The organism is Micromonospora sp. NPDC005291, from assembly GCF_040607415.1.
Taxonomy (GTDB): Bacteria; Actinomycetota; Actinomycetes; order Mycobacteriales; family Micromonosporaceae; genus Micromonospora.
Window position 1 is genome coordinate 174,030 of record NZ_JBEXGR010000003.1, and the last position, 23,542, is coordinate 197,571.

Sequence of the window (23,542 nt, forward strand, 5' to 3'; positions counted from 1 at the left end):
ACAACGGTCAGCAGCGGGTCGGCTGACCGCCCGTGCGCAACGCCTCGAGAGCGGTCATCGCCTCGTCCAACGAACCCACCCGCAACAGCGGCAGATCGGGCTGCGGATTGCGGACCGCCTCGGCGCAGTTGTCCGCCGGCACCAGGAAGACCTTGGCCCCGGCGCGCTTCGCGCCGACCAACTTCTGCGCGATCCCGCCGATCGGGCCGACGGTGCCCTCGTCGTCGATGGTGCCCGTGCCAGCGATGACCTTGCCTCCGGTGAGATCGGCCGGAGTCAGCTTGTCCACGATCCCCAGGGCGAACATCAGACCGGCGCTCGGCCCGCCGATGTCTCCCAGGTCGATGCCGAGCGTGAACGGGTGCGGCTGCTGCTGGTCGATCTCGACGCCGATCCGCGGCCGGCCGTCCTGCTCCCGACTCTTGACCGTCGCGGTCGCCGGCGCGCCGTCACGGGTGTAGCCGATGGTCAACGCCGTGCCGACCGGCTTGGCCCGGACCAGCTCGGTGACCTTCGCGGCCACCGGCACCGGCTGACCGTCGACCGAGGTGATCACGTCACCGGCCTTCAGCGCCCCGGCGGCCGGGCCGTCCGCGGCCACCGTCTTGATCACCACCTGCACCGGAAAGCCCAACTCCCGCAGCGCGGCGGTCTCCGCGCTGGTCTGCGACGCCTTGAAGTCCTCGGCGTTGCGCTGCTCGACCTGCTCCGTCGACTCCCCCGGCGGGTAGACCAACTCGCGCGGTACGACGGCCTCGTCGTCGGAGAACCAGCCCGCGATCGCCCCCCGCAGCCGCACCGTGGGCTGCACCCCCACCGTGGTCAACCGCAGTTGGCCGGCGGAGGTTGAGGTCTCCCGCCCGGAGACCTGGATGACCTCCTTACCGTCGGCCGTACCGAGGGTGTTGACCGTCGGGCCCGGACCGAGCACCACGTACGGGATCGGCACCCGGAGCACCCCGATGCTCAGCAGGGCGGTGAACAGGGCACCGAGCAGGACCGTCAGGCCACGACGTCTCATGCCGCAGAGCGTACCGACCGGCCGGGGGCCTTCGGCCGGATGCGCCGCGCGACTTCGCCCTCAGCGCAACCCCAGCGGCGGCTACCTGGGGCGCGGCCCGCGTACCGTAGACGTCGTGCCTGATATTCCGTTCGGTTTCGCGCTCCCGGGTGGGCAACCACCAGACCCCAATGATCCCGCGCAGATGCAGCAGTTCATGTCGCAGTTGCAGCACCTGCTCTCCGCGCCGGGCAGCGGGCCGGTCAACTGGGACCTGGCCCGGCAGGTAGCGGCCAGCCAGCTCGCGGCCGTCGGCGACCCGGCGGTGTCACCGTTCGAGCGCAACGCGGTCGAGGAGGCGCTGCGCCTGGCAGACCTGTGGTTGGAGCCTGCCTCGGCGTGGCCATCCGGCATCCAGTCCCCGGTTGCCTGGAACCGCAATGAGTGGATCTTCAAGACGCTGGACGTGTGGGGCAAGCTCTGCGACCCCGTCGCCAGCCGGATGGTCGGCGCCATGGGCGACCTGGTGCCGCCGGAGGCGCGCGCCCAGCTCGGCCCGATGCAGTCGATGGTGGCCACCCTCGGTGGCGCGCTCTTCGGCGGCCAACTGGGCCAGGCCCTCGGCTCGCTCGCCGCGGAGGTGCTCTCCGCCGGCGACATCGGGCTGCCGCTCGGTCCGGCCGGCACGGCCGCGCTGATCCCGGCCAACATCCGGGCGTACGGCGAAGGCCTGGAGCTGCCGGAGGACGAGGTCCGCCTCTACGTGGCGCTGCGCGAGGCAGCCCATCAGCGGCTGTTCCAGCACGTTCCGTGGCTGCGCGGGCATGTGCTCAGCGCGGTCGAGATCTACGCCTCGGGCATCCGGGTCAACCGGGAGGCGATCGAGGAGGCGATGGGCCGGGTCGACCCGACCGACCCGGAGTCGATGCAGGCGATCGCGCTGGAGGGCATCTTCACCCCGGAGGACAGCCCGGCACAGAAGGCCTCACTGGCCCGACTGGAGACCGCACTCGCCCTGGTCGAGGGCTGGGTATGCCACGTCGTGGACAGCGCCGCCAGCGAGCGGCTGCCCAACGTCGTCCGGCTGGGCGAGGCGTTCCGTCGTCGCCGGGCCGCCGGCGGTCCCGCCGAGCAGACCTTCGCCGCGCTGGTCGGCCTGGAGCTGCGCCCGCGCCGACTGCGTGAGGCCGCTGCGCTCTGGGCGGCGCTCACCGAGCACCGGGGGATCGAAGGCCGCGACGCCGTCTGGGGCCACCCGGACCTGCTCCCGTCGGACGACGACTTCGCCGACCCGGTCGCCTTCGCGATGAACGACATGGACCTCAGCGAGCTGGACACCTTCGACTTCACCGCTCCCGGCGGGGCGGAGGAGAAGGCCCCGGGCCAGCCCGACGAGACCAACGACGAGGGCGACGCCAAGTCCTGACGCCAGCGCCCGGGCGCCCGCACTGTTCGACAGCGGGCACCCGGCGTGCTGCTGCGCGCATCAGGCGGGCTCGCTGGTCACGCAATTGCGGGCTTGTCAGCTGGGCTGGCGGCTGGCCGATCAGCTGGGTTAGCGGGCTGGTCAGGCGGCTGGCTGGTCAGGCGGCGGGCTGGTCAGGCGGCGGGCTGGTCAGGCGGCGGGCTGGTCAGGCGGGCTGGCGGCTAGCGGGCTGGTCAGGCGGCTGGTGGGCTGGCGGCTGGTGGGCTGGCTGGTCAGCTGGGCTGGCGGGCACATCAGGATGACTGCCTGGTCAGGCGGGCTGGTCAGGCGGGTTCGTCAGCTGGGCTGGCGGGCGCGCGCCAGGATGGCTGCTCTGGTCAGGCGGGCTGGTCAGGCGGGCTGGTCAGCTGGCTGTCGGTTGGCTGGTCAGGCAGGTCGGCCTGAGCCCGAGAGAAGGGCCCGCGTTGCTTCCCAGCCTTCGAAGGCCGGGTCCAGTGTGGCCAGGTCGGCCGGGCCGCGCAGCCGTCGCCAGCCGGCGGTGACCGCTACGTCCCCCGGTCGAGGGGCACCGGCACGCGCGTCAACCGGCGTCGCCGTGTCCAGGTCCAGTGGGGCCAACCAGCCTGGTACGGGCAGCCGCACAGCCACCCCGAGCAGGCCCGGGCCGCCGCCCTCGACCGGAGCCACCGCGACCGGTCGGGTGGTGAGCGGGCGCAGCAGCTTGCCGACGGTCAGTGCGGGCAGGTCGGGCACGTCGCCGGCGAGCACGGCCGCCTGGTCGTAGCCCTCCAGCGCGGCGAACACGGCGTTCGGCGTCGGCCGGTCCACCTCGTACACGGCCGTGCCGGGCCACACCAGTGCCTCGGCCAGAGCACGATCGTCCGGGGTCACCGCGACCGCGACCTCCACCTCGTTGAGCGTGGCGAGCAGGTCGATGACGTCTTCTGCGAGCGCCGCTCGCCACTCGGCCCGGTCGACGCCGGGCGGCGACCAGCGGACCGGCCCGAGCAACGCCACCACCACCCGTCGTGCCATATCCCGACCCTAGCGCCCGCCCGGCCGCACTCTGCACCCCGCCCGACCCGCCTTGACCCGGCATCCCGCGTCCCGACGTGGCCGGATGACCGTGACCCCGCCCCGCCTGGCCCGTCACGGTCCAGCGCGACTCGCCACCGGCCGCGTAACTCTCCTCGATCCCACCTGGCCTGACCTGTTTGCCCCATCTTGACCGTGCTCGCCTGACCTCACCTAGCCAGTCTTGGCCTGCCCCTCCAACGGCCGAGGCGTGATCGACTCCGTTTCGGCGATATCGCGGTATCCCGCGTCGCGGACACCCCAATATCGGGGAAACGGAGTCGATCAAGGAAGTTTCGGTGCGGACCGGGCTACGCGGACCGGGCCGGACGGAACGAGCCGGACGGAACGAGCCGGACGGAACGAGCCGGACGGAACGAGCCGGACGGTACGAGCCAGACGGGGAGTGCCGGGCGGGGCGAGGGCGGGGCGCGGCGCGGCGCAAAGGAGGCTCCGGCGCGGACCGACCCGGACGGTCAGGTGGGAACGGGGGCGCCGGAGGCGGCGGCAACACCTTCGAGGTAACCGCGGGCGCGTTCCGCCTTGGGGTAGCGGCCGACCAACGCCCAGAACCGGGCATTGTGACTGGGCACGATGAGGTGGGCCAGCTCGTGCAGCAGCACGTAGTCGATCACCCACTCGGGCATGTCCTGAACGCGGTGGGAGATCCGGATGCTGCGGTCGGCAGGCGTGCAGGAGCCCCAACGGCCGTTCTGGTTGGTGACCCACCGGACGCTGGCCGGCACCGCCTTCGTGGCGTGCCCGGCGAGGTAGAGGTCGATCAGCCGGGTGGCTCGGGCCAGCAGTTCGGCGTCGGAGCGGGCCAGGCGCCCCTCCCGGGCGGCGAGCCGGGCGAGCATCCGGTCGACCCACTCGCTCTCCTCGGCACGGGAGAACTGGTCCGGGATGAGGACGACGACTCGCTCACCGTCACGGTACGCAGACACCGTGCGTCGTCGGCGCTGGCTGCGCCGTACCTCGACGACCGGCTTACGCGTCCCCGCCATCACTGGCCCGCGCAGCCTCGGCTACGTGTCACGAGGGAAAGCTAATGCGTACTGACCAGGGGTCCGCAAGAGTCAACCGCACGACACGCGCCCGGAAGATGGTGATTGGTCGCCCGGCGTCCCGAAAATTTCTTGGCCTCAACGCCGTCGCGCCATCTCGTCACCCTTCGTGAACACTGATGGCGCCGGTACGCGGCACCTCTCCACCGTAGGTGATCACTGTTCCGAATGCTGCCGTGGGGGCACTCGCACGGGTGGCTGTGAGGGTTTGGTCGGCGTGTCCCCGCCAAACTGACTTATCCGACCTATTTCGCCGTGCACACTCTCGACGTCGACTTGCTCACAGTGTCGATGCACAGCTGACATGGAACTGCCCAGACCTGGGTAGGGTCCGCGAACCAGCGGTCACGAAGGTGGCCGTGGAGTGAGACCCAGCGCCGGCGCCCCATGTGGCCCGCCGCCGGGCACCCCGCCGGGACGGCATTGACCGGCGGACGAGACGAGGAGGGCACCGTGGCCGACCAGGCCCAGACGACCTACAACGGTTACTGCGTGAAGTGCAAGGAGAAGCGGGACTTCGAGGGGCACGTCGAGGTCTCGAAGACCGGAATGAACATGGCCAAGGGCAAGTGTCCGGTATGCGGAACAACAGTGAACCGCATCCTGGGTAAGGCCAAGGTCTGACCCAGGCGGATGGCGGGGGTGGGGTGGCCGGTGGCCATCCCGCCCCCGTTGCCGTTTCGGTAGGTCGGCGCCATCGGCGGCCTGTCGGGTGCCCGACACCCTTCCCGGCAGGCTGTGGAAAACCCGCCGAATCCTGTGGACAGCGCTGGACAGGGGCCTGGCCACCTGTGGATAACGATCGACCGAAAGCAAGGATTCGGTCACGATTCGTGACCATGAGCCGTACCGTACAGCCACGCCCCACGCTGCTGCCCGGCCTCAACCGGCTCTGGCGGGACCGGCACACCCTTCAGCTCGGCGTTGGCCCCGGGCCCGCCGTGCTGCTGGAGCTGGCCAACCCTCGCACCGCCCACCTGCTCGACCTGCTCGACGGCACCCGCAGCGAGCGCGCCCTACTGACCCAGGCGGCCACCGCCCGGGTCACCGCCGACGATGCGCGTACGTTGCTCGACGCCCTGCGTGCCGCCGGCCTGCTGGTGCCGGCGCACAGCCTGCTCCCCCGCGACCTGACCGGCCCGGTCCGTGCCCGGCTCACAGCGGAGGCCGGTGCGCTGGCCCTGGCCGCCGCTCGACTGCCGGGCACCCCCGCGCAGGTCCTGCGTCGGCGGCGGGCCGCCCGAGTCCTGCTCACCGGCGCCGGGGCGCTCGGCGGGCCGCTGACGGTGGCGTTGGCCCAGTCCGGCGTCGGGCAGGTGATCCCACAGCTCACCGGATCGGTACGCCCCGTCGACCTGGTGGGCTCGGGCATCCCCGCCACCGAGCTGGGCCACCCGCTGGCGCCGGCGGTGCGGGCTGCGGTCGGCCGCGTCGCGCCGGGTACCGGCACCCATCCGGGCCGGGCCGGCCGGGTGGACCTGGTGATCCAGCTCGGCACGGACCGGCCGCCCGCGCTGCTCGCCGCCGGTTTCGCCCAGCGCCGGCAGCCGCACCTGCTGGCCACCCTGCGCGAGGGCATACCGGTCGTCGGGCCGTTGGTCCGCCCACCGGCGGGGCCCTGCCTGCACTGCGTCGAGCTGCACCGGGCCGACCGCGACCCGGACTGGCCGCGTCTCGCCGCCCAACTCGCCGCCGCCGAAACGGTGGCCGTCGGCGCGACCGGCACGTTGCTCGCAGCCGTCGCGTACGCGCTGGCCGAGGCGCTGACGCAGCTGGACGGCGGTCAGCCGGAGACGCTGGGTGGGGCCATGGAGATCACCGGTGCTGGCCGTTTCCGTCGTCGAGGTTGGCCGCCACACCCGGCGTGTGGGTGCTCGCGGGGCCGAGTGTCCGCACCAGCCCGGCCGCAGAGCAGCAGCGGGGCCCTCCGGTCGGTAACAATGACCGAGTGACCGACATCCCGCGCCGCGCCGTGTCCCGCACCGCCAAGCTCGCCGCCCTGCCGCTCGGCTTCGCCGGTCGGACCGTTCTCGGCATGGGAAAGCGCGTCACCGGGCTCGCCTCCGACGTGATCTCCGCGGAGATCCAGCAGCGCACCGCCGAGCAACTGTTCAGCGTGCTGGGCCAGCTCAAGGGCGGGGCGATGAAGTTCGGCCAGGCGCTGTCGGTCTTCGAGGCGGCGTTGCCGGAGGAGATCGCCGCGCCCTACCGCCAGGCGCTCACGAAGCTCCAGGAGGCGGCGCCACCGCTACCGGTCGCCAGCGTGCACAAGGTGCTGGCCGAGCAGCTCGGCCCTGACTGGCGGGACCGGTTCGTCGAGTTCAACGACACTCCGGCCGCCGCCGCCAGCATCGGTCAGGTGCACCGGGCGCGGTGGCGGGAGCCGGGGGTCGACGAATCGGGCGCGCCGAACAGCCGCGACGTGGCTGTCAAGATCCAGTATCCGGGCGCTGGCGAAGCGCTGCTCACCGATCTCAAGCAGCTCTCCCGCCTGGGCGGGATGTTCCGGGCCATTCAGCCCGGCCTGGACGTCAAGCCTCTGCTGGTCGAGCTGCGTGAACGGATCACCGAGGAGCTGGACTACGAGCTGGAGGCCGAGTCGCAGCGCACCTTCGCCGCCGCGTACGCCGACGACCCGGAGATCTACATCCCGAAGGTGGTCAACGCGGCGCCCCGGGTGCTGGTCACCGAATGGGTGACGGGCACGCCACTGGCCGACATCATCCGCGAGGGCACCGAGGAGGAGCGGGACGAGGCAGGCCGGTTGATGGCCACCCTGCACCTCTCCGCGCCGCAGCGGGCTGGGCTGCTGCACGCCGACCCGCACCCGGGAAACTTCCGGCTGCTGCCCGACGGCCGGCTCGGGGTGATCGACTTCGGCGCGGTGGCCCGGATGCCGGAGGGCACGCCGGCGCCGATCGGTCGCATCGCCGCGATGGCCCTGCGGGGCGACGCCGACGAGGTGGTGGCCGGGCTGCGGTCAGAGGGCTTCATCGGCTCGGCCGAGGAGATCGACGCCGAGGGGGTGCTCGACTTCATCCGTCCGATGCTGGAGCCCATCGCGGCCGACGGGTTCCGGTTCACCCGGGCCTGGCTGCGGGCCGAGGCGGGCCGACTGGCCAGCCCTCGCTCCCCCACGTACCAGCTGAGCAGGCAGCTCAACCTGCCGCCGTCGTACCTGCTGATCCACCGGGTGACGCTCGGGTCGATCGGGGTGCTCTGCCAGTTGGAGGCGAAGGCCCCGTACCGCAGCATCCTGGAGCGCTGGCTGCCCGGCTTCGCCCCGATCGCCTGAGGACGTCACGAAGGGCGGGTGCCGACCGGCACCCGCCCTTCTGTGTGGGTGGTACTAGAGAATGCCCAGGTCGCGGGCCGCCTGGTTGCGGCTGTTCATGGCGACGGTACGGGCGGATCGGGTTGCCTCAGTGCTCGTGGTGGTACGACCGGCCTGAGGCCGGCGCATTCGAACCCGGGACAACGCTTCGTGGAGTAGTTGCATCTCGAAGGCTCCAGTCGGAACGTTCAACATCGTCTTCTCACTAACTGCCGATGTGGCACCGGCGTAGTTGGTACGGATCGGGAACATGTCAGGCTGCCAGCCGGACCGCGCCACGCACCTCGGACAGCCCACTGGCCGCCAGACGCGCCTCGGCCTCGACCCGAAGCTCGGCGTCACGAGCGACGTCCTCCTTACGCGGACGGCCACGGGGCCGCTTGCGCGGAACAACCGCGCCACGCTCGAAGATCTCGCCGCCCCAGACGCCCCACGGCTCCGCTCGCTCCACCGCACCGGCCAGGCACTCGACGCGCAGCGGGCAGTCCCCGCAGAGCGACTTGGCCAGCTCAAGCTGTGCAGGCGAGTCGGAGAACCACAGGTCGGGGTCGAACTTCCGGCAGGGCAGGTTCGCCTCCATTTCGACGCTCACGTCGAGGGGGGCCAACGCCAGACTCATCGCCCGGTCACCTCTCTCTCACTTCGATCTCGTGGATCGCATTCCGACGTACTTACGGCGGGCAAAAAACTGAGGCCGCGGATCCCGGTAACGGGTTCCGCGGCCTCGAGGTGAGCCGGTGTCTGATGATCAGACCGGTCTACCTCGAGGTGGAACGCCGCGGACATCCGTGCGCTTCTTGGCGACCCGGATGCCATTGCCCGTGAAGCCACTGGTCCCCTCGACTCCGGCGGGCGCGACGGTCAGGATCAGCTCGGCCTGAACCTGGTGCACCTGCGGAACCGACGGTCGTGCGGCCGCAAGGGCCACCCGGACAGTCGACAGCGGAGCGTGGACAGACGGCATCGCCGCCAGACGCTCATAGGTGAAGATCTTCACGGTGCCACCTCCCTCACGTTCCTCGGATCGACTGGACCAACCCCGTGAGCAGCCGGAATGGCGCCGCTCGCGTGGTGTGTTCTGAGGCTATTCCTCGCGCCGGGGCGAGGGCAAACGAATTTACGACGAGATTTCGAAAGTTTTCTCTGGGCAGACGTCGTCCACCCCCGCGCCCCCCACCAGCGCCAGCACCGACTCCCCGTAGAGGCCCAATTTGCGGGGGCCGATGCCAGCGATGGCGATCAACTCCTCCGGCCGACCGGGTCGCCGCTCGGCCAGCGCGGTCAGCGTCGCGTCGGTGAAGACCACGTACGCCGGGACCTTCTGCGCCCCGGCCACCCGCTGCCGCCATTCGCGCAGCCGTTCGTGCAGCTCATCGTCGATATCGGACGGGCAGGTGGGGCAACGACCCAGCTTGCGGTCCGGGCCGGCGAGCAGGGTGGCGCCACAGATCCGGCAGGACATGATCTGCGTCCGGCGCCGCTCCGGGCTACGCGCTGGACCGGTGCCGGCGGCTGCCCGCTCGGTTCCGCCGGAGCCATTCAGCTGGGGCAGGAACCGCGACGGCCGCCGGGCCCGCCCGCCCGGCGAGCGCGCGGCGGCGTACGACAGCCAGAGCCACTCCCGTGCCCGGGTGATCCCGACGTAGAGCAGCCGGCGCTCCTCCTCGACCTGCTCGACCGTCTTGGCGTACATGGTGGGCAGGGTGCCCTCGGCGAGGCCGACCAGGAAGACCGCGTCCCACTCCAACCCCTTGGCCGAGTGCAGCGAAGCGAGGGTCACCCCGTCCACCGTCGGGACGTGCTGCTGGGCGGCCCGGCGGGCCAGTTCCTCGGTGAAGTCGGAGAGCGTGACCGGGCGCTCCACCGACGCGGCCTCGCCGATCGGCACCACCTCGGGGGTGGCCGCGTACTCCTCGGAGAGTTGGACCAGCGCGGACAGCGCCTCCCAGCGCTCGCGGGCGGCGCCACCGGCCGGGGGCGCGCCCGGGGCCCAACCGACCGCGGTGAGCGCCTCGACGACGGCGGCCGGCAGCGGCGTCTCCCCGGGGATGGATCGGGTGGCGGCACGCAACGCGACCATCGCCTGGCGCACCTCGGTCCGCTCGAAGAACCGCTCCGCGCCCTGCACGACGTACGGCACCGCGGCCTCGGTGAGCGCCTTCTCGTACGCCTCGGACTGCGCGTTGATCCGGAACAGCACGGCGATCTCCTTCGCCGGCGTGCCCGCGTCGATCAGCGACCGGCAGCGCGCGGCCACCGCGTTCGCCTCGGCCGGCTCGTCGGTGAAGATCCGCAGGTCCGGTTCGGGGCCGGGCGGGCGCTGCCCGCTCAACTCCAGCCGCAGCCGCGCCTCGGTGCCCCGGGCCTGGGAGATCACCGCGTTGGCCAGCCCGACCACCTGCGGCGTGGAGCGGTAGTCGCGGACCAACCGCACCACGGTGGCGCCCCGGTGCCGGCGTGGGAAGTCGACCAGGTACGCCGAGGTCGCCCCGGTGAACGAGTAGATCGTCTGGCTGGCGTCGCCGACCACGGTCAGGTCGTTGCGGCCGCCCAGCCAGGCGTCCAGCAACCGCTGCTGGAGTGGGTTGACGTCCTGGTACTCGTCGACCACGAAGTGCCGGTACTGGCCACGCACCTGCTCGCCGACGTCCGGGTGCTCCTCGATGCCCCACACCGCGGCACGCAGCATGTCCTCGAAGTCGATGACGCCGTTCGAGCGCTTGAGCTGCTCGTACGCGGTGAACACCTCGGCCACCTTCGCCGGCTCGTGCGGTGTGTCGCGCAGCGCCCGCGCCGCGGACACCACGTAGTCCGTCGGCTCGACCAGCGACGACTTGGCCCACTCGATCTCGCCGGCCAGGTCGCGGGCGGCAGCCCGGTCGGTGCGCAGGCCGACCCGGGCGGCGGCGAGGGTGACCACCCGCACCTTGCTGTCCAGCAGCTCGGGCATGGCCCGCCCGGCCAGCAGCCGGGGCGCGAAGTACCGCACCTGGCGCAACGCGGCGGCGTGGAACGTGCGCGCCTGGACACCGCCCACCCCGAGCACCGTGAGACGACTCCGCATCTCGGCGGCGGCACGGGCGGTGAAGGTGACCGCGAGCACGTGCCGGGGGGAGATCTCACCGGAGAGCGCCCGGTGGGCGATCCGGGAGGTGATCGCCCGGGTCTTGCCGGTGCCGGCGCCGGCCAGGATGCAGACCGGGCCCGCGGGTGCGGTCACCGCCGACCGTTGCTCCGGGTCCAGCCCGGCGAGCACCTGTTCCGACGCTGAGTGAACCACCACAACGAGGAATCATCTCAGCTCGTCCCAGCGTTGCAGCGAACAGCCTCGGCTTGATCCGCAAGCCGCGGCCGGAGGAGTTGGAGGATCCGACCATGCTGACGATGTATTCCACCCCCTGGTGCGGCTACTGCCACCGGCTAAAGTCGCAGCTCGACCGGGAGGGCATCGGGTACGAGGTGGTCGACATCGAGCAGGACCCGAAGGCCGCCGACTTCGTGATGAGCGTGAACGGCGGCAACCAGACGGTGCCGACGCTGCGCTTCGCTGACGGCAGCGCCCTGACGAATCCCTCGATCACCCAGGTCAAGAAGCACCTGGAGACCCTCACCGCCTGACCGGCCGAAGCACTCTCGACGAGCGGCCGCCCCACCCGGGGCGGCCGCTCGTCGTGTCAGGTATCGGTCACCGTGACGGCGGCCGGTGGATGCTGGGCGCCGCGGGTCGGTCGGCGTCCTCGGCCGGTCGTCGAGGTGCCGGGAGCCTCGGGCGGGTCGGCGGCATGGGCGGGCGGGTGCCGGACGGCGCGCTCAGGTGCCGGCCCCGCCACAGGTAGCTGCCGGCAGCCAGGGTGGCCACCCCGACGAGCGCGAACAGCACCCGGTAGTCCAGGAACCCGACCAGCAGGGCGCCCGCCCCGATGGAGAGCGCCTGTGGCCCGCTGACCACCGCCTGGGTGGCCGCGGCCACCCGGCCGACCAGCGCGGGCGGGGTCCGACGCTGGATCAGGGTGTGCAGCCCCACCATCGTCAGCGGGAGCGAGACGCCCGCGAGCAGCACCGCCGCGAACCCGAGCCGGAGATCGGGGTACGCGAGCGCGAGCGCGGCCGGGGAGAAGAAGGCGACCCCGGCGGCCAGTGTGCCCACCTCCCCCAGCTTGCGGACCAGCGCCGGTGAGCAGAGCCCGCCGAGCAGCCCGCCCACGCCCTGCACGGTGACCAGCACGCCCACGAACGCCGCGTCCCGGTTCAGCCCCTGGTCGACGTACGCGAAGATGAGCGACTCGCTGAAGCCCATCACCAGCGACCCGAGCCCGTAGCCGAGCAGTGCCCGACGCAGGGCCGGCTCACCGGCCAGATGCCGCAGACCGGCGCCCAGCTCGGCCGGCCAGCGCAGGCGCACGGTCGGCGGCACCTGTTGCGGGGTGGGCAGCGCGGTCACCACCGCCGCCGCGGTCAGAAATCCGACCATGCCGATCCCGGCCAGCGCCCACCCGCCGAGCGCCGCGTAGAGCGCCGCGCCGGCCAGCGGGCCGATCAGCCGCATCCCCTGGCGTACGGTCTGCAGCACGCCGTTCGCGTCGGCCAGCAGCTCGACCGGCACCAACTCCCGGATGAGCCCGCTGAGCGCCGCGCCGAGCGTGATGGACGACAGTCCGTACAGGGCGGCCACCAGGTAGACGATCCAGACGTCGCCCGCGTCCCGGACGGTGAACAACGGGACGAGCATGGCCGCGGTGACCACGTTCGCGGCCACGAAGAACGGCCGGCGTGGGTACCGGTCGACGAACCAGCCGACCAGCGGTGCCAGCGTCATCGGCGCGATGACGGCGAAGATCGTGGCGCCGGCCAACCCATTCGAGCCGGTCAGATCCTTGACCCAGATGGCGAGCGCGAGCAGCAGGATCGACTCGGCGGTCATGCTGGCCAGCAGGCCGCCGAAGAGCAGGCGGAAGTCGGGTCGGCGCAGGACGGTGCGCATGGGGTCCCTCCGGCGGGATCGCGACCGTGGGTCCGTCATCGTCCGGCGTACCCGTGGTCCATTTTTCGTAAGACACGCCCCCGCCGGAACCTCCGACACTGGTCGCGCCGTCCATACTGACCGTGGGGGGCGAATTTCATACAGTTACCGTCGCGTCGGCGACGGTCGACGGGAAAGAGGACACTGTGCCTCCTGCCGCACCCAGCCCGATCCTGCGTCGTCGCCGGTTGGGCGTCGAGCTGCGCCGCCTGCGTGAGGCCGCGGGCCTCACCGGCGACCAGGTCATCGAGCGTATCGGTTGGGCCTCCGCGTCCAAACTGTCCCGCTTGGAGAATGGCCGCAGCCGACCGGACCCGCAGGACGTCGGCGACCTGCTCGACCTCTACGGCGCCGACAAGGCGCTGCACGATGAGTTGCTCGGCATCACCAGCGAGGCCGGCGACATGCGCGGCTGGTTGAAGAACTTCCCGGTGATGACGCAGCAGCAGCGCAGCTGGGCCGAGTTGGAGGCGGGCTGCGCGGAGATCTCCGAGTACAACCCGGTGCTGGTGCCCGGCCTGTTGCAGACCCCGGGGTACGCCCAGGTGCGGATTGTCTCGGCCCGCCAGGTGGGCGAGGGCGCGGGCGAGCCGGAGCCCGACGACGAGCCGGAGACCGAGGTGCAGGCGCGGCTGGCACGCCAGTCGCTGCTGACCCGGGAGCCGTACGCGCCCCGCTACACCGCCGTACTGGAGGAGGCGGCCCTCGGCCGCCGGGCCGGGCCACCCGAAGTGCTGCACGAGCAGTTGCTCCAGCTCTGTGAGCTGGCCCTGCTGCCCAACGTGACGCTGCACGTGCTGCTCCGGGACACCCAGATCGGCAATTGGTACCTTCCGCCGACCGCGTTCTCCGTCTATCGGTTCGCGGATCCACTCGATCCGGAGACGCTGGCCATCGAAGGTGGCTTCACCGACGTCATGTCGACCGAGGCAATCGCGCTAAATCGCTATAAAGTGGTGTTCGAGTGGCTATGCACGGCGGCACTTGACGCCTCGGACACCCTCACCTGGCTGATCGAGGCGACGGTACGGCTGACCGAGGCAGCGCCCCCTTCCACAGTGGCGTTCGGACCGGCAACGGCGCCGACCCAACGCCGCCGGGCCTCGGGGCGGCTGACGGAACGGTGATCCACGGGGGACCCTCCGTCGGCGTGCGGCACCACTCGTCCCATCGGATCGGTTCACACCAGGAGCAGAACCATGAACGACATCCGCAACACGCCGTCCGTCACCGCCCACTCGTTGGCGGATGCCCCGTGGCGTACCAGCACGCGCAGCCAGACCTCCAACTGCGTGGAGGTCGCCCCACTCGGCACCGGCCCGTCGGCGGTCGCACTGCGCGACAGCAAGGACCGAGGCGGTCCGGTGCTGCTGTTCAACCGCGCGGGGTGGCTCGGTTTCATCACCGGAGCAAAGAAGGGTCAGTTCGATCTGAACTGATCCGGTGACCGGTACGGGGCCGTCGGCGCACTGCCGGCGGCCCCGTCGCGTTGCGCGCCGCCGACCCCGCTGAGCAGCCATCCCCCGATCGGACGAGGCTCGGAACCGATAGGCGCGTTTCAGTTGCTGGGACGAACACGGGGCGTAACATGGCCGTCGGACACGTGGAACTTCCACACTGGCTCATCTGTCGCGGTTCATCCGGAGACCCTCATGCGGTTCCTGATCGTTCGCACCGACATCCGCGCCGTCGCCGACGGAGACATCGTCGCCGCATGGGCGGACGGCCACCGACTTCGTGACGAGACGACCACGCCCGAGCCGCGACGGCAGACCGTGCACGCCGAGGACCGGGACGCCGCGCTGCTGCTGGCCCGGGCCCTGGCCACGGTCGGCGCCGTCCGCGCCGGCAAGCAACGGGTCAAGGTCCTGCCGCTGAACGAGCCCCGACCCGTCTTCCCACACAGACCGAGCCGCACCGGCACCTGATCCACCAGACGTCCGTCGTGGTCGGACCGGCTCCCCCGCCGCGTTACTCGCACCCGCCGACCACGACGGCCCGTGTTCCCGGCCTGTGGCCGCCGCGGCAACGGCGGCCACGGGCCGGGACCGTGCTCAGCGGTCGGCGTGCACCCAACCGTCCAGCCAACGGTGAATGAGGAACAGCGCGATCGACGACGGTGGCGGCAGGATCAGCCGGGCTCCATCGCCCACGTCCACCGTCTGCCCGGCCAGCGCCGCCCCGATCTCCCGGCGTGAGAACCACCGGGCGTACGCGATCTCCGACGGGTCGACCCGCACCGGGTCGCTCGGGTTCGCGAGGGCCAGGAAGCCCAGCATCAGCGAGCCGGGGAACGGCCACGCCTGGCTGCCCACGTACCCGATGCGCTCGACCTCGATGCCCACCTCCTCGCGAACCTCGCGCAGCACGGCGGCCTCCGCCGACTCGCCCGGCTCGACGTAGCCGGCCAGGCAGGAGTAGCGCCGACCGCCCGGCGTCCCCGGCCAGCCGACGTTGTTGCCGAGCAGACAGCGCCCGTCCAGGCCGTCCACGCCGTCCTGCACCAGCACGATCATCGCCGGATCGGTACGCGGCCAGATCCGCCCACCGTTACGGTCCACCCGGGACCAACCGGCCTCGTCCATCGCGGTCGGTGCGCCGGTGCTCGTCGAGTAGCCGTGCCGGGTATGCCAGTTGACCAGCGCCAGCGCGGTGGTGAAGATACCGGCCTCCCGGTCGGCGAGCAGGTGGCCCACCTCGCGCAGATTGACCGCCCGGGTCCCCGGCAGCGCCGGTAACGGCGCATCGACCGCGAAGACCGGCACCCCGTCCGGCTCGACACCGAGGAACATCGCCATCGACTCGGACCCGACAGGCACGTCGGCCGCGCCGAACAGCACCAACGCCGGAGGCGACGTGTCCGTACGGGCCAGTGTCCGCCCCTCGTCGGTCGAGTCGAGCAGCAACACCCGGGCACGCAGCCACGCCTCGGTGAGCCACTGCGAGTCACCCCGCCGGTGTGCCGCCCGATCCAGCGTGGACCGGGCCAACGGCGGCGCCGTCTCCCCGCTCACACCCGCGCTCCGCTGCCGTGCCGGACGGCTCGCTCGCTGCGCTCGCTCACTGCACAGACTCGGTGCGGACCGTGGTCAGCGCGGCCAGCCCCGGGGTGACCCGCTCCGCGTCGCCGAGCACCACGACCGCCGCACGGGCCGGCGCCAGGTACCGGGCCGCCGCCTGCGCGACGTCGTCGATGCTCGCCTTCGCCAACCTCGCCGCGTACTCGGCGAGGAAGTCCAGGCGCAGCCCGTTGCCCGCGTACGCGCTGGTCAGCGCAGCCAACCCGGCCTGGGTGGACATACCGAGCTGAAGGGTGCCCAGGGCGTACTGACGGGCCTGCTCCAGCTCCTCGGGCTTCGGTGGCAGCGACGCCAGCCGACCCAGCTCGTACGTCGTCTCCAGCAACGCCGGACCGGTGACCTCGGTGGCCACCTCGGCGGCGGCGACCAGCACCGACCCGGCGACGGAGTGCTCGATCCCCGAGTGCGGGCCGTACGTGTAGCCCTTGTCCTCGCGGATGTTCTCCACCCACCGGGAGGAGAAGTAGCCCCCGAAGATCAGGTTGGCCAGTTGCAGCGGGGCGTGGTCGGGATCGGTGCGCGACACGGCCGGCAGCGCGATCCGCAGCGAGGACTGCACCGAGCCGGGCCGGTCGACGAGCAGCAGCGGCCCCGGCTCCAACGGCGGGGTGGCCGGCAGATCGGCGGTGCGACCCGCGCCGGCCCAGCCGCCGAGCGCCCGCTCGGCCGCGTCCAGGGCCTTCTCCGGCTGCACGTCGCCGACCACGACCAACTGCGCGCCGGCCGGATGAACCCGCTCCGAGTGCAGGGTGCGCAGCGCCGCCGGTCGGACGGCACGGATCTGGCCGGGCTCCGGGGTCTGCGTGGCGTACGGGTGCCGGCCGTAGACCCGCTTCAGCAGCGCCTCCCGGGCCAGGTGCGCCGGCTGGCTCTGCGCCACCTGGATCCGGTCGACCAGTCGGTCCCGTTCGGTGGCCACCTCGTCGCTGGGATAGCTGGCGCTGGTCAGCACCTCGGCCAGCAGTTCCAGCATCCGGTCCAGACCCGTGACCAGGCCGGCGCCGGCGAGCATCAGCCGGTCCGGGTCGACGCCCGCGGAGAGCCCGCCGCCCACCTTCTGCAACTCGGCGGCGATCTGGACGCTGGTCATCGACTCGGTGCCGGAGAGCATGGTCTGCGAGAGCATCGCGCCGCGGGCCAGGTGGACCCGGCCGAACGGGACCCAGAGCCGCAGCTCGACCAGGGGTACGGCGGGCCGGCGTACGGCGATCACGGTGAGGCCGTTGCGCAGCGTGCGCTCGGCCTGCTTGGGCACCTTGAGCTTGCGGGTGGGGCCGAGCGGCGGCAGCGTCCGAGGCCCAGCAGGAGCGGTGGTGGTAGTAGTTGTCATCGGGATCCTCCGGCAATGACCTCGATCGCTGCACGCCGCTCCGGGCGCAGGGTGGCCGCGGCGGCCTGGACCTGCTCCTCGGTGACCTCGCCGACCAGCCGGGGCAGGTCGTTGAGCAGGCCTGGTTCGCCGCGTTGCTGCTCCAACACGGCCATTCGCAGCGCCCGGCCGAGCACCGCGTCGGTGTCCCGCAGCAGGTGGGTCGCCATCCGGGCCTGGGTGCGGGCCAGCTCACCGTCGGTCAGCCCGTCGGTGGCCAGTCGGTCCAGTTCCTCGTCGATCGTGCGCAGCACCTTGTCCACGTCGCCCCCGGGAGGCAGGTGCGCCTGCAACAGCATCGCGGTGGGATCGCGCACGTCGAACGGGTCGCCCATGAAGCCGAGGTATCCGCCGAGGCTGGTTACCGTGCGGTCACGCTGCACCAGCCGCTCGACCAGCCGCGACGCGTCGCCGTCGGTCAGCACCTCGGCCAGCACCACGTACGGCAGGTAGCCGGCGAAGTCGTTGACCGGGTCGGGCACGCGCCAGGCGCCGGCCACCGCTGGCAGCGGTGCCAGGGCATCGGTGTACGAGGTGCGCCGCTCGGCGGTCAGGTCGGGCTCGGTGAAGTCGGGCCGTTTCGGTGCCGGTCGGGCCGGCACGTCGCCGAAGTGCCGGGTGACCAGCTCGGTCGCCTCGGCCACGTCGATGTCACCGCTGACCGCCAGCACCGCGTTGCCGCTCGCGTAGTAGCGGCGGAAGAAGTCCGCGGCGTCGGCGACGGTGGCCGACTCCAGATCGTCGAAGGAGCCGTAGCCGTCGTGGGCGTTCGGGAAGGTGTCGAACATGACCGGCGGCAGGGTCAGCCAGGGAAAGCCGCCGTACGGCCGGTTGAGAACGTTGACCCGGATCTCCTCCTTGACCACGTCGACCTGGTTGCGCAGGTTCTCCTCGGTCAGCCGGGGGCCGCGCATCCGGTCCGCCTCAAGGAACAACGCGCGTTCCAGCGCGTTGCTCGGCAGCGTCTCGAAGTAGTCGGTGTAGTCCAGGTGGGTGGAGCCGTTGAAGGTGCCACCGGCGCCCTGCACGTGCCGGAAGTGGGCCAGCTTCTCCAGGTTTTCCGAGCCCTGGAACATCAGGTGCTCGAAGAGATGGGCGAAGCCGCTGCGCCCCTCCGGTTCGGATCGGATGCCCACGTCGTAGACCACCGCCACGCCGATCACCGGCGCACTGCGATCGGGGGTGAGCACCACCCGCAGGCCGTTGTCGAGGGTGAACCGCTCGACCGGATACTTCGTCGCTGGAATTCTGGATCTCCGCGCCGCCACGGGATCGACCCTAGCGCGTTGGCACCCCCGGCACCCACGACCTCCCCGGAGCCGCCGCGACCGGGGCGGTGACCAGGGGCAGCACCTCGGCGCCCACCCGCTCGGCCTCCTCCCGGTGCGGCCAGCCGGAGAGGACGAACTCGTCGACGCCGAGCGCCGCGTACTCGTCGATCCGTGCCGCGACCTCGGCGTAGCTGCCGACCAGCGCGGTGCCGGCGCCCTCGCGGACCAGGCCGACCCCGGCCCAGAGGTTCGGTGCGACGGTGAGCCCGTCGGTGCGGCCGGCGTTCAGCGCGGCCATCCGGGCCTGACCCACCGAGTCCATCCGGCGGAACCTGGCCTGCGCGGCGGCGATCCGTTCCGGGCTCATCCCGGCCAGCAGCCGGTCGGCCTCCGCCCAGGCTTCGGCGCTGGTGGGTCGGGCGATGACGTGCAGCCGCAGACCCGTGCGCGGGGTGCGGTCGTGCTCGGCGGCGAGCGCCCGGACCCGGGTGATCCGGGCCGCGATGGCCGCTGGCGGCTCGCCCCACATCAGGTACACGTCGGCCTGGCGGGCGGCCACCGTCTCGGCGGCCGGGGACGCGCCGCCGAAATAGACCGGTGGCGGCTCGGCGAGCGGGGTGGCCAGGCCGCCGCCGTCGACCCGATAGTGCCTTCCGGCGTAGTCGAAGGGCCGACCGGCCCAGGCGCGGCGGAGCACCTCGATGAACTCGCCGGTGCGCGCGTAGCGGTCGTCGTGCCCGAGGAAGTCGCCGTACGCCCGCTGCTCGGCCGGGTCGCCGCCGGTCACGATGTTGAGCGACAGCCGGCCACCGGAGACGGCCTGGAACGCCTCGGCCTGCTGGGCGATCAGGGTGGGCAGCGCGAAGCCGGCCCGGACCGCGACCAGCATGCCGAGTCGCTCGGTGTGCTGGGCGACCGCCGCGCAGACGATCCACGGGTCGGGGCAGCCGGCGCCCACGGGCGTGAGAACGGCGGTGAAGCCGTGCGCCTCGGCAGCCCGGCCGACCTCGGCGAGGTACGCCACGGTGGCGGCCCGGTCGTGTCTCGCGGCACCCGCGGTGACGGTGGCGGCACCGACCTGGTCGCCGTCGCCGGAGGTGGGCAGGAACCAGTGGAAGGTCATTGCGGAGTCGCCTCTCTGCCGGTCACCGAGTGCCGATTACCCTAGCAAGCCGGTAGGAAATACCGACATAACTGAGACGGCACATCCCGCTATGTGGATGGGCCTTGACGCTGACCGCAGCCTGGCCCACTCTTCCTACCAACTAAGTAGGAATACTGCGGATTGGATGGACGATGAGACGGCTTCCCCTGCGCCGGTTGGTCACCCTGGCCACCCTCGCCGCCCTCGGCGCGGCGACCCTGGGCAGCACCGCAGCGTGCGGCGACGACAGCGAAGGCACGGGCGGCAGCTCCGGCCCGGTGACGCTGCGCCTCGGCTACTTTCCCAACATCACCCACGCGTCGGCGGTCGTCGGCGTGGAAAAGGGCATCTTCGCCGAGAAGCTCGGTGCCAACGTCAAGCTGGACCCGAAGACCTTCAACGCCGGCCCGGCCGCCATCGAGGCCGTCTTCTCCGGCGCGCTGGACGCCACCTACATCGGTCCGAACCCGACCGTGAACGCCTTCTCAAAGTCCAAGGGGGAAGCTGTCCGGGTCATCTCCGGCGCGGCCTCGGGCGGCGTGGCGCTGGTGGTCAAGCCCGGCATCACGGGCGCACAGGACCTGAAGGGCAAGAAGATCGCCACCCCGCAGCTGGGCAACACCCAGGACGTGGCGATCCGTTACTGGCTCAAGGAACAGGGCCTGACCACCACCAAGGAGGGTGGTGGCGACGTCAAGATCGTGCCGCAGGAGAACGCCCAGACGGTCGAGACGTTCAACAGCGGCGCGATCGACGGCGCCTGGGTGCCCGAGCCGTTCGTCTCCCGCCTGATCAACGCCGGCGGCAAGGTGCTGGTCGACGAGCGCGACCTGTGGCCGGACAGGAAGTTCGTCATCACCAACCTGCTGGTCAGCACCAAGTTCCTCAAGGCGCACCCGGACGTGGTGCAGAAGCTGGTCGACGGCCAGGTGGCCGCCAACGAGTTCGTCAACAGCAAGCCCGAAGAGGCCCAGCAGGCCATCTCCGAGGCGATTGGCAAGATCACCGGCAAGCCGCTCGACCCGAAGCTGATCAAGCAGGCGTGGCCGACGTTGGAGTTCACCAACGACCCGATCTCCTCCTCCCTGAAGACCGGGCTCGACCACGCCGTCGAGGTCGAGCTGACCGAACCGGTCGACCTCAAGGGCCTGTACGACCTGACGTACCTCAACAACGCGCTCAAGGCGCAGGGCAAGCCCGAGGTCGTCCAGCCATGACGTCGACCACGACGGCGCCGCAGAGCGCGACCACCGCGGTCGCGCTCTCCGGCGTGACCAAGGTGTACGGACGCGGGGCGAACGCCGTACTGGCCCTGGACGGTGTGTCGCTGGACGTCGCGCCCGGCGAGTTCGTCTGCCTGGTCGGCGCGTCCGGCTGCGGCAAGAGCACCCTGCTCAACCTGGTCGCCGGGCTGGACCGGCCCAGCGGAGGGCAGATCGGGTTGGCCGACGACGCCAGCCCGGGTCTGATGTTCCAGGAGCCGGCGCTGTTTCCCTGGCTGACCGTCGAGGGCAACGTGGAGGTGCCGCTGAAGCTGCGCCGGCTGCCCCGGGCCGAACGACGCGAGCGGGTGGCCGAGCTGCTGCGCACGGTGCACCTGGCCGACTTCGGCCGCAAACGCCCGCACGAGCTGTCCGGCGGAATGCGGCAACGGGTCGCGCTGGCCCGCACGCTGGCCCTGGACACCCCGGTGCTGCTGATGGACGAGCCGTTCGGCGCATTGGACGCGATGACCCGCGACATCCTGCACGACGAGCTGGAACGGATCTGGTCCGAGCGCAAGCTCTCGGTGCTCTTCGTGACGCACAACGTCCGCGAGGCCGCCCGGCTGGCCGACCGGATCATCCTCCTCTCCAGCCGACCCGGTCGCATCATCTACTCCACCGAGGTGAACATCCCGCGCCCTCGTCGGATCGACTCCCCCGAGGTCGCCGCCATCGCCGCCGACGTCACCGAGCGGCTCCGTACGGAGGTGGGCCGTCATGGCCAGTGACACCCTGACCAGCGCTGCGCGTACTGATGCGCAGATCTCCGGCCTGGACGCGCTGGAAATCGCCGGGCGGGACAAGGAGCTTTCCCGAAGCGCCCGGCTCTGGGCGGCCACCTGGCCGAAGCTGGCGGCGCTGGCCATCGCCATCGCGGCCTGGCAGTTGGTGGTCTGGTCGGGTTGGAAGCCGCCGTACTCGCTGCCCGGGCCGCTGGAGGTCGGCCGCGAGCTGGCGGCCCAGGCCCAGGGCCCGCAGCTCTGGGAGGGCCTGGTCACCACGTTGCGACGGGCCGCCGTCGGGTACGTCTTCTCAGTCGCCGTCGGTCTGCTGCTGGGCCTGGCGGTGGCCCGGTCCAAGGTGCTCCGGGCCGCCATCGGCTCGATGATCACGGCGTTGCAGACCATGCCGTCGATCGCCTGGTTCCCGCTGGCCATCCTGCTGTTCGAGCTGAGCGAGAAGGCGATCTTCTTCGTGGTGGTGCTCGGCGCGGCGCCGTCCATCGCCAACGGGGTGATCTCCGGTGTGGACTACGTGCCGCCGCTGCTGCTGCGCGCCGGCCGCAACCTGGGTGCCCGGGGGCTCAACCTCTACCGGTACGTCATCGCACCGGCCGCCCTGCCGGCGATCGTCGCCGGCCTCAAGCAGGGTTGGGCGTTCGCCTGGCGCAGCCTGATGGCCGGTGAGCTGATCGTGGTCGGCATCTCGCAGACATCGCTCGGTGCCCAACTGACCTACTCCCGCGAGTTGTCCGACGCGCCCTGGCTGCTCTCCACCATGATCGTCATCCTGGTGCTCGGCCTCGGCGTGGACGCCGCCTTCGGCGCGGCGGACAAGGCGATCCGACGCCGCTGGGGTGTGCTGGACCAGGCTGGACAGTGACGTGTACGTCTCCGCGCGCAGCGACTATGCGCTCCGGGCCATGCTCGCCGTCGCCGCCGAGGCCGGTGGCGGCGACGGCGGCGGGGATGGTGGCGGCGAACTGGTGAAGGCGGCCAGCCTGGCCGAGGTGCAGGACATCCCGCTCAGCTTCCTTCAGGGCATCCTGCTGGACCTGCGCCGAGCCGGTCTGCTGCACAGCCATCGGGGCGCTGAGGGCGGGTACGCGTTGACGCGCCCACCCGACGAGATCACCGTCGGGGACGTGCTGCGCGCGGTCGGCGGCTCGCTCACCACGGTGCGCGGCCTGCCGGCCGAGCGCGCCGGCTATCACGGAGTGGCCGCGGGGCTGACCGACGTCTGGCTGGCGGTGCACGGGGCGATCGCCACGGTGGTCGACAGCACCACCCTGGCCAATCTGCTCACCCGCGACCCGACCGACCACGCCCCCACCACCTCATGAGCGGCGGAGGCGATGTGGTCGGGTCGGTGCCCCGCCGACCCGACCACATCTCGTACCGATCCTGACCGGGCCTGCCCCTCCGCCGGCACCGGTCGGCCGGTCGCTGCTCAGCCCACGTGTGCGACCACCGGGCCGGAGCCCGGGTCGCCAGGGCTGTGCAGCTCCACCAGACCGGCGGGAGTGTTACCCACCGGGGTGGCGTGCCAGGGTGCGAAGGCCGCAACCATGGCGAGCAACAACCCGGCGAGCGCGACCGCGACCACCAGAATCAGTTCGCGCAGTGCACCCGAGCCGGCTTCGCCCGCCATGGTCACCCCTCCCGTGCCGGGCCCCCCGCCCGGTTTCCCCCCGCTGGTCAGCTTCGACCACGGCCAGCCGGGGCGCAGTCGGCCAGCCGACCCAGCCGAGGCTGATTACCGACTCAGACGAG

24 protein-coding genes are annotated in these 23,542 nt (G+C 71.7%); 12 read left to right on the plus strand and 12 right to left on the minus strand.

Annotated elements, in window-relative coordinates:
• Positions 1 to 7 precede the first annotated feature (7 nt).
• Complete coding sequence (locus tag ABZT18_RS05240) at positions 8 to 1,021, minus strand: PDZ domain-containing protein (protein ID WP_354995369.1); 1,014 nt, start codon at positions 1,019 to 1,021, stop codon at positions 8 to 10.
• Between the two features lie 184 nt (positions 1,022 to 1,205).
• On the opposite strand from ABZT18_RS05240, the gene ABZT18_RS05245 reads away from it, so the two are divergent.
• On the plus strand, positions 1,206 to 2,426 hold the full coding sequence (locus ABZT18_RS05245; protein ID WP_354995415.1) for a zinc-dependent metalloprotease: 1,221 nt from the start codon (positions 1,206 to 1,208) through the stop codon (positions 2,424 to 2,426).
• A gap of 426 nt (positions 2,427 to 2,852) precedes the next feature.
• Here the strand turns inward: ABZT18_RS05245 and ABZT18_RS05250 are convergent, their stop codons facing one another.
• Both ABZT18_RS05250 and ABZT18_RS05255 read right to left on the minus strand, forming a co-directional pair.
• Positions 2,853 to 3,461: a hypothetical protein gene (locus tag ABZT18_RS05250; protein WP_354995370.1), complete on the minus strand. Its 609-nt coding sequence runs from the start codon at positions 3,459 to 3,461 to the stop codon at positions 2,853 to 2,855.
• Between the two features lie 515 nt (positions 3,462 to 3,976).
• Complete coding sequence (locus ABZT18_RS05255; RefSeq protein WP_354995371.1) at positions 3,977 to 4,507, minus strand: M48 family metallopeptidase; 531 nt, start codon at positions 4,505 to 4,507, stop codon at positions 3,977 to 3,979.
• A 513-nt stretch (positions 4,508 to 5,020) separates the two neighbouring features.
• Between ABZT18_RS05255 and ABZT18_RS05260 the strand changes: the two genes are divergently transcribed.
• From ABZT18_RS05260 to ABZT18_RS05270, 3 genes are all read left to right on the plus strand, one after another.
• Positions 5,021 to 5,191, plus strand: coding sequence for a DUF5679 domain-containing protein (locus ABZT18_RS05260; protein WP_167457767.1), 171 nt, complete (start codon positions 5,021 to 5,023; stop codon positions 5,189 to 5,191).
• Positions 5,192 to 5,406: 215 nt separating this feature from the next.
• Complete coding sequence (locus tag ABZT18_RS05265; protein ID WP_354995372.1) at positions 5,407 to 6,519, plus strand: TOMM precursor leader peptide-binding protein; 1,113 nt, start codon at positions 5,407 to 5,409, stop codon at positions 6,517 to 6,519.
• Positions 6,516 to 7,862: an AarF/ABC1/UbiB kinase family protein gene (locus ABZT18_RS05270; RefSeq protein WP_354995373.1), complete on the plus strand. Its 1,347-nt coding sequence runs from the start codon at positions 6,516 to 6,518 to the stop codon at positions 7,860 to 7,862. The genes ABZT18_RS05265 and ABZT18_RS05270 overlap by 4 nt, the downstream gene beginning before the upstream one ends.
• Before the next feature lie 292 nt (positions 7,863 to 8,154).
• On the opposite strand, the gene ABZT18_RS05275 is transcribed toward ABZT18_RS05270, so the two are convergent.
• The 3 genes from ABZT18_RS05275 to ABZT18_RS05285 form a co-directional block, all read right to left on the minus strand.
• Positions 8,155 to 8,520: a WhiB family transcriptional regulator gene (locus ABZT18_RS05275; RefSeq protein WP_121674877.1), complete on the minus strand. Its 366-nt coding sequence runs from the start codon at positions 8,518 to 8,520 to the stop codon at positions 8,155 to 8,157.
• A 129-nt stretch (positions 8,521 to 8,649) separates the two neighbouring features.
• Complete coding sequence (locus tag ABZT18_RS05280) at positions 8,650 to 8,898, minus strand: hypothetical protein (protein WP_354995374.1); 249 nt, start codon at positions 8,896 to 8,898, stop codon at positions 8,650 to 8,652.
• Between the two features lie 120 nt (positions 8,899 to 9,018).
• On the minus strand, positions 9,019 to 11,184 hold the full coding sequence (locus ABZT18_RS05285; RefSeq protein WP_354995375.1) for an ATP-dependent DNA helicase UvrD2: 2,166 nt from the start codon (positions 11,182 to 11,184) through the stop codon (positions 9,019 to 9,021).
• A 92-nt stretch (positions 11,185 to 11,276) separates the two neighbouring features.
• On the opposite strand from ABZT18_RS05285, the gene ABZT18_RS05290 reads away from it, so the two are divergent.
• On the plus strand, positions 11,277 to 11,519 hold the full coding sequence (locus ABZT18_RS05290; RefSeq protein ID WP_354995376.1) for a mycoredoxin: 243 nt from the start codon (positions 11,277 to 11,279) through the stop codon (positions 11,517 to 11,519).
• A 67-nt stretch (positions 11,520 to 11,586) separates the two neighbouring features.
• Here the strand turns inward: ABZT18_RS05290 and ABZT18_RS05295 are convergent, their stop codons facing one another.
• On the minus strand, positions 11,587 to 12,921 hold the full coding sequence (locus ABZT18_RS05295) for an MFS transporter (protein WP_354995377.1): 1,335 nt from the start codon (positions 12,919 to 12,921) through the stop codon (positions 11,587 to 11,589).
• Between the two features lie 146 nt (positions 12,922 to 13,067).
• Here ABZT18_RS05295 and ABZT18_RS05300 point away from each other — a divergent pair, with 146 nt between their 5' ends.
• The 3 genes from ABZT18_RS05300 (at position 13,068) to ABZT18_RS05310 (ending at position 14,849) form a co-directional block, all read left to right on the plus strand.
• Entirely contained in the window at positions 13,068 to 14,048 is a 981-nt protein-coding gene (locus tag ABZT18_RS05300; protein ID WP_354995378.1) for a helix-turn-helix transcriptional regulator, read from the plus strand.
• Positions 14,049 to 14,120: 72 nt separating this feature from the next.
• Positions 14,121 to 14,360 (plus strand): DUF397 domain-containing protein, encoded by a 240-nt coding sequence (locus ABZT18_RS05305; protein ID WP_354995379.1) that lies wholly within the window; start codon positions 14,121 to 14,123, stop codon positions 14,358 to 14,360.
• Positions 14,361 to 14,573: 213 nt separating this feature from the next.
• The gene (locus ABZT18_RS05310; RefSeq protein ID WP_354995380.1) at positions 14,574 to 14,849 is read left to right on the plus strand and encodes a hypothetical protein; all 276 of its coding nucleotides are present in this window, start codon (positions 14,574 to 14,576) and stop codon (positions 14,847 to 14,849) included.
• 126 nt (positions 14,850 to 14,975) lie between these two features.
• On the opposite strand, the gene nudC is transcribed toward ABZT18_RS05310, so the two are convergent.
• The 4 genes from nudC to ABZT18_RS05330 are packed head-to-tail and all read right to left on the minus strand — an operon-like array spanning position 14,976 to position 19,764.
• On the minus strand, positions 14,976 to 15,935 hold the full coding sequence (nudC, locus tag ABZT18_RS05315) for an NAD(+) diphosphatase (RefSeq protein ID WP_354995381.1): 960 nt from the start codon (positions 15,933 to 15,935) through the stop codon (positions 14,976 to 14,978).
• 46 nt (positions 15,936 to 15,981) lie between these two features.
• On the minus strand, positions 15,982 to 17,331 hold the full coding sequence (locus ABZT18_RS05320) for a pitrilysin family protein (protein ID WP_355250487.1): 1,350 nt from the start codon (positions 17,329 to 17,331) through the stop codon (positions 15,982 to 15,984).
• Positions 17,328 to 18,638, minus strand: coding sequence for a pitrilysin family protein (locus tag ABZT18_RS05325; protein ID WP_355250490.1), 1,311 nt, complete (start codon positions 18,636 to 18,638; stop codon positions 17,328 to 17,330). Before ABZT18_RS05325 ends, ABZT18_RS05320 begins: the two co-directional genes overlap by 4 nt.
• A gap of 10 nt (positions 18,639 to 18,648) precedes the next feature.
• Positions 18,649 to 19,764 carry an LLM class flavin-dependent oxidoreductase gene (locus ABZT18_RS05330; protein WP_354995384.1) on the minus strand — a complete coding sequence of 372 codons (1,116 nt, stop codon included), beginning with the start codon at positions 19,762 to 19,764 and terminating at the stop codon, positions 18,649 to 18,651.
• A 173-nt stretch (positions 19,765 to 19,937) separates the two neighbouring features.
• On the opposite strand from ABZT18_RS05330, the gene ABZT18_RS05335 reads away from it, so the two are divergent.
• Genes ABZT18_RS05335 through ABZT18_RS05350 form a run of 4 tightly spaced genes read left to right on the plus strand, consistent with a single transcriptional unit; the run spans position 19,938 to position 23,112 of the window.
• The gene (locus ABZT18_RS05335; protein WP_355250493.1) at positions 19,938 to 21,002 is read left to right on the plus strand and encodes an ABC transporter substrate-binding protein; all 1,065 of its coding nucleotides are present in this window, start codon (positions 19,938 to 19,940) and stop codon (positions 21,000 to 21,002) included.
• Positions 20,999 to 21,778, plus strand: coding sequence for an ABC transporter ATP-binding protein (locus tag ABZT18_RS05340; protein ID WP_355165465.1), 780 nt, complete (start codon positions 20,999 to 21,001; stop codon positions 21,776 to 21,778). The genes ABZT18_RS05335 and ABZT18_RS05340 overlap by 4 nt, the downstream gene beginning before the upstream one ends.
• Positions 21,768 to 22,652 carry an ABC transporter permease gene (locus ABZT18_RS05345; protein WP_355250496.1) on the plus strand — a complete coding sequence of 295 codons (885 nt, stop codon included), beginning with the start codon at positions 21,768 to 21,770 and terminating at the stop codon, positions 22,650 to 22,652. Before ABZT18_RS05340 ends, ABZT18_RS05345 begins: the two co-directional genes overlap by 11 nt.
• A gap of 1 nt (position 22,653) precedes the next feature.
• The gene (locus tag ABZT18_RS05350; RefSeq protein WP_355250499.1) at positions 22,654 to 23,112 is read left to right on the plus strand and encodes an Rrf2 family transcriptional regulator; all 459 of its coding nucleotides are present in this window, start codon (positions 22,654 to 22,656) and stop codon (positions 23,110 to 23,112) included.
• A 107-nt stretch (positions 23,113 to 23,219) separates the two neighbouring features.
• Here the strand turns inward: ABZT18_RS05350 and ABZT18_RS05355 are convergent, their stop codons facing one another.
• Positions 23,220 to 23,420: a hypothetical protein gene (locus ABZT18_RS05355; protein WP_355250502.1), complete on the minus strand. Its 201-nt coding sequence runs from the start codon at positions 23,418 to 23,420 to the stop codon at positions 23,220 to 23,222.
• Positions 23,421 to 23,542 lie beyond the last annotated feature (122 nt).

What these genes read in the sequence shown, in the direction of transcription:
- ABZT18_RS05240 (WP_354995369.1), bottom strand. Translation starts at nt 1,021, where the DNA reads ATGAGACGTCGTGGCCTGACGGTCCTGCTCGGTGCCCTGTTCACCGCC.
- ABZT18_RS05245 (WP_354995415.1), top strand. Translation starts at nt 1,206, where the DNA reads ATGCAGCAGTTCATGTCGCAGTTGCAGCACCTGCTCTCCGCGCCGGGC.
- ABZT18_RS05250 (WP_354995370.1), bottom strand. Translation starts at nt 3,461, where the DNA reads ATGGCACGACGGGTGGTGGTGGCGTTGCTCGGGCCGGTCCGCTGGTCG.
- ABZT18_RS05255 (WP_354995371.1), bottom strand. Translation starts at nt 4,507, where the DNA reads ATGGCGGGGACGCGTAAGCCGGTCGTCGAGGTACGGCGCAGCCAGCGC.
- ABZT18_RS05265 (WP_354995372.1), top strand. Translation starts at nt 5,407, where the DNA reads ATGAGCCGTACCGTACAGCCACGCCCCACGCTGCTGCCCGGCCTCAAC.
- ABZT18_RS05275 (WP_121674877.1), bottom strand. Translation starts at nt 8,520, where the DNA reads ATGAGTCTGGCGTTGGCCCCCCTCGACGTGAGCGTCGAAATGGAGGCG.
- ABZT18_RS05290 (WP_354995376.1), top strand. Translation starts at nt 11,277, where the DNA reads ATGCTGACGATGTATTCCACCCCCTGGTGCGGCTACTGCCACCGGCTA.
- ABZT18_RS05295 (WP_354995377.1), bottom strand. Translation starts at nt 12,921, where the DNA reads ATGACGGACCCACGGTCGCGATCCCGCCGGAGGGACCCCATGCGCACC.
- ABZT18_RS05305 (WP_354995379.1), top strand. Translation starts at nt 14,121, where the DNA reads ATGAACGACATCCGCAACACGCCGTCCGTCACCGCCCACTCGTTGGCG.
- ABZT18_RS05310 (WP_354995380.1), top strand. Translation starts at nt 14,574, where the DNA reads ATGCGGTTCCTGATCGTTCGCACCGACATCCGCGCCGTCGCCGACGGA.
- ABZT18_RS05320 (WP_355250487.1), bottom strand. Translation starts at nt 17,331, where the DNA reads ATGACAACTACTACCACCACCGCTCCTGCTGGGCCTCGGACGCTGCCG.
- ABZT18_RS05330 (WP_354995384.1), bottom strand. Translation starts at nt 19,764, where the DNA reads ATGACCTTCCACTGGTTCCTGCCCACCTCCGGCGACGGCGACCAGGTC.
- ABZT18_RS05335 (WP_355250493.1), top strand. Translation starts at nt 19,938, where the DNA reads ATGAGACGGCTTCCCCTGCGCCGGTTGGTCACCCTGGCCACCCTCGCC.
- ABZT18_RS05340 (WP_355165465.1), top strand. Translation starts at nt 20,999, where the DNA reads ATGACGTCGACCACGACGGCGCCGCAGAGCGCGACCACCGCGGTCGCG.
- ABZT18_RS05345 (WP_355250496.1), top strand. Translation starts at nt 21,768, where the DNA reads ATGGCCAGTGACACCCTGACCAGCGCTGCGCGTACTGATGCGCAGATC.
- ABZT18_RS05355 (WP_355250502.1), bottom strand. Translation starts at nt 23,420, where the DNA reads ATGGCGGGCGAAGCCGGCTCGGGTGCACTGCGCGAACTGATTCTGGTG.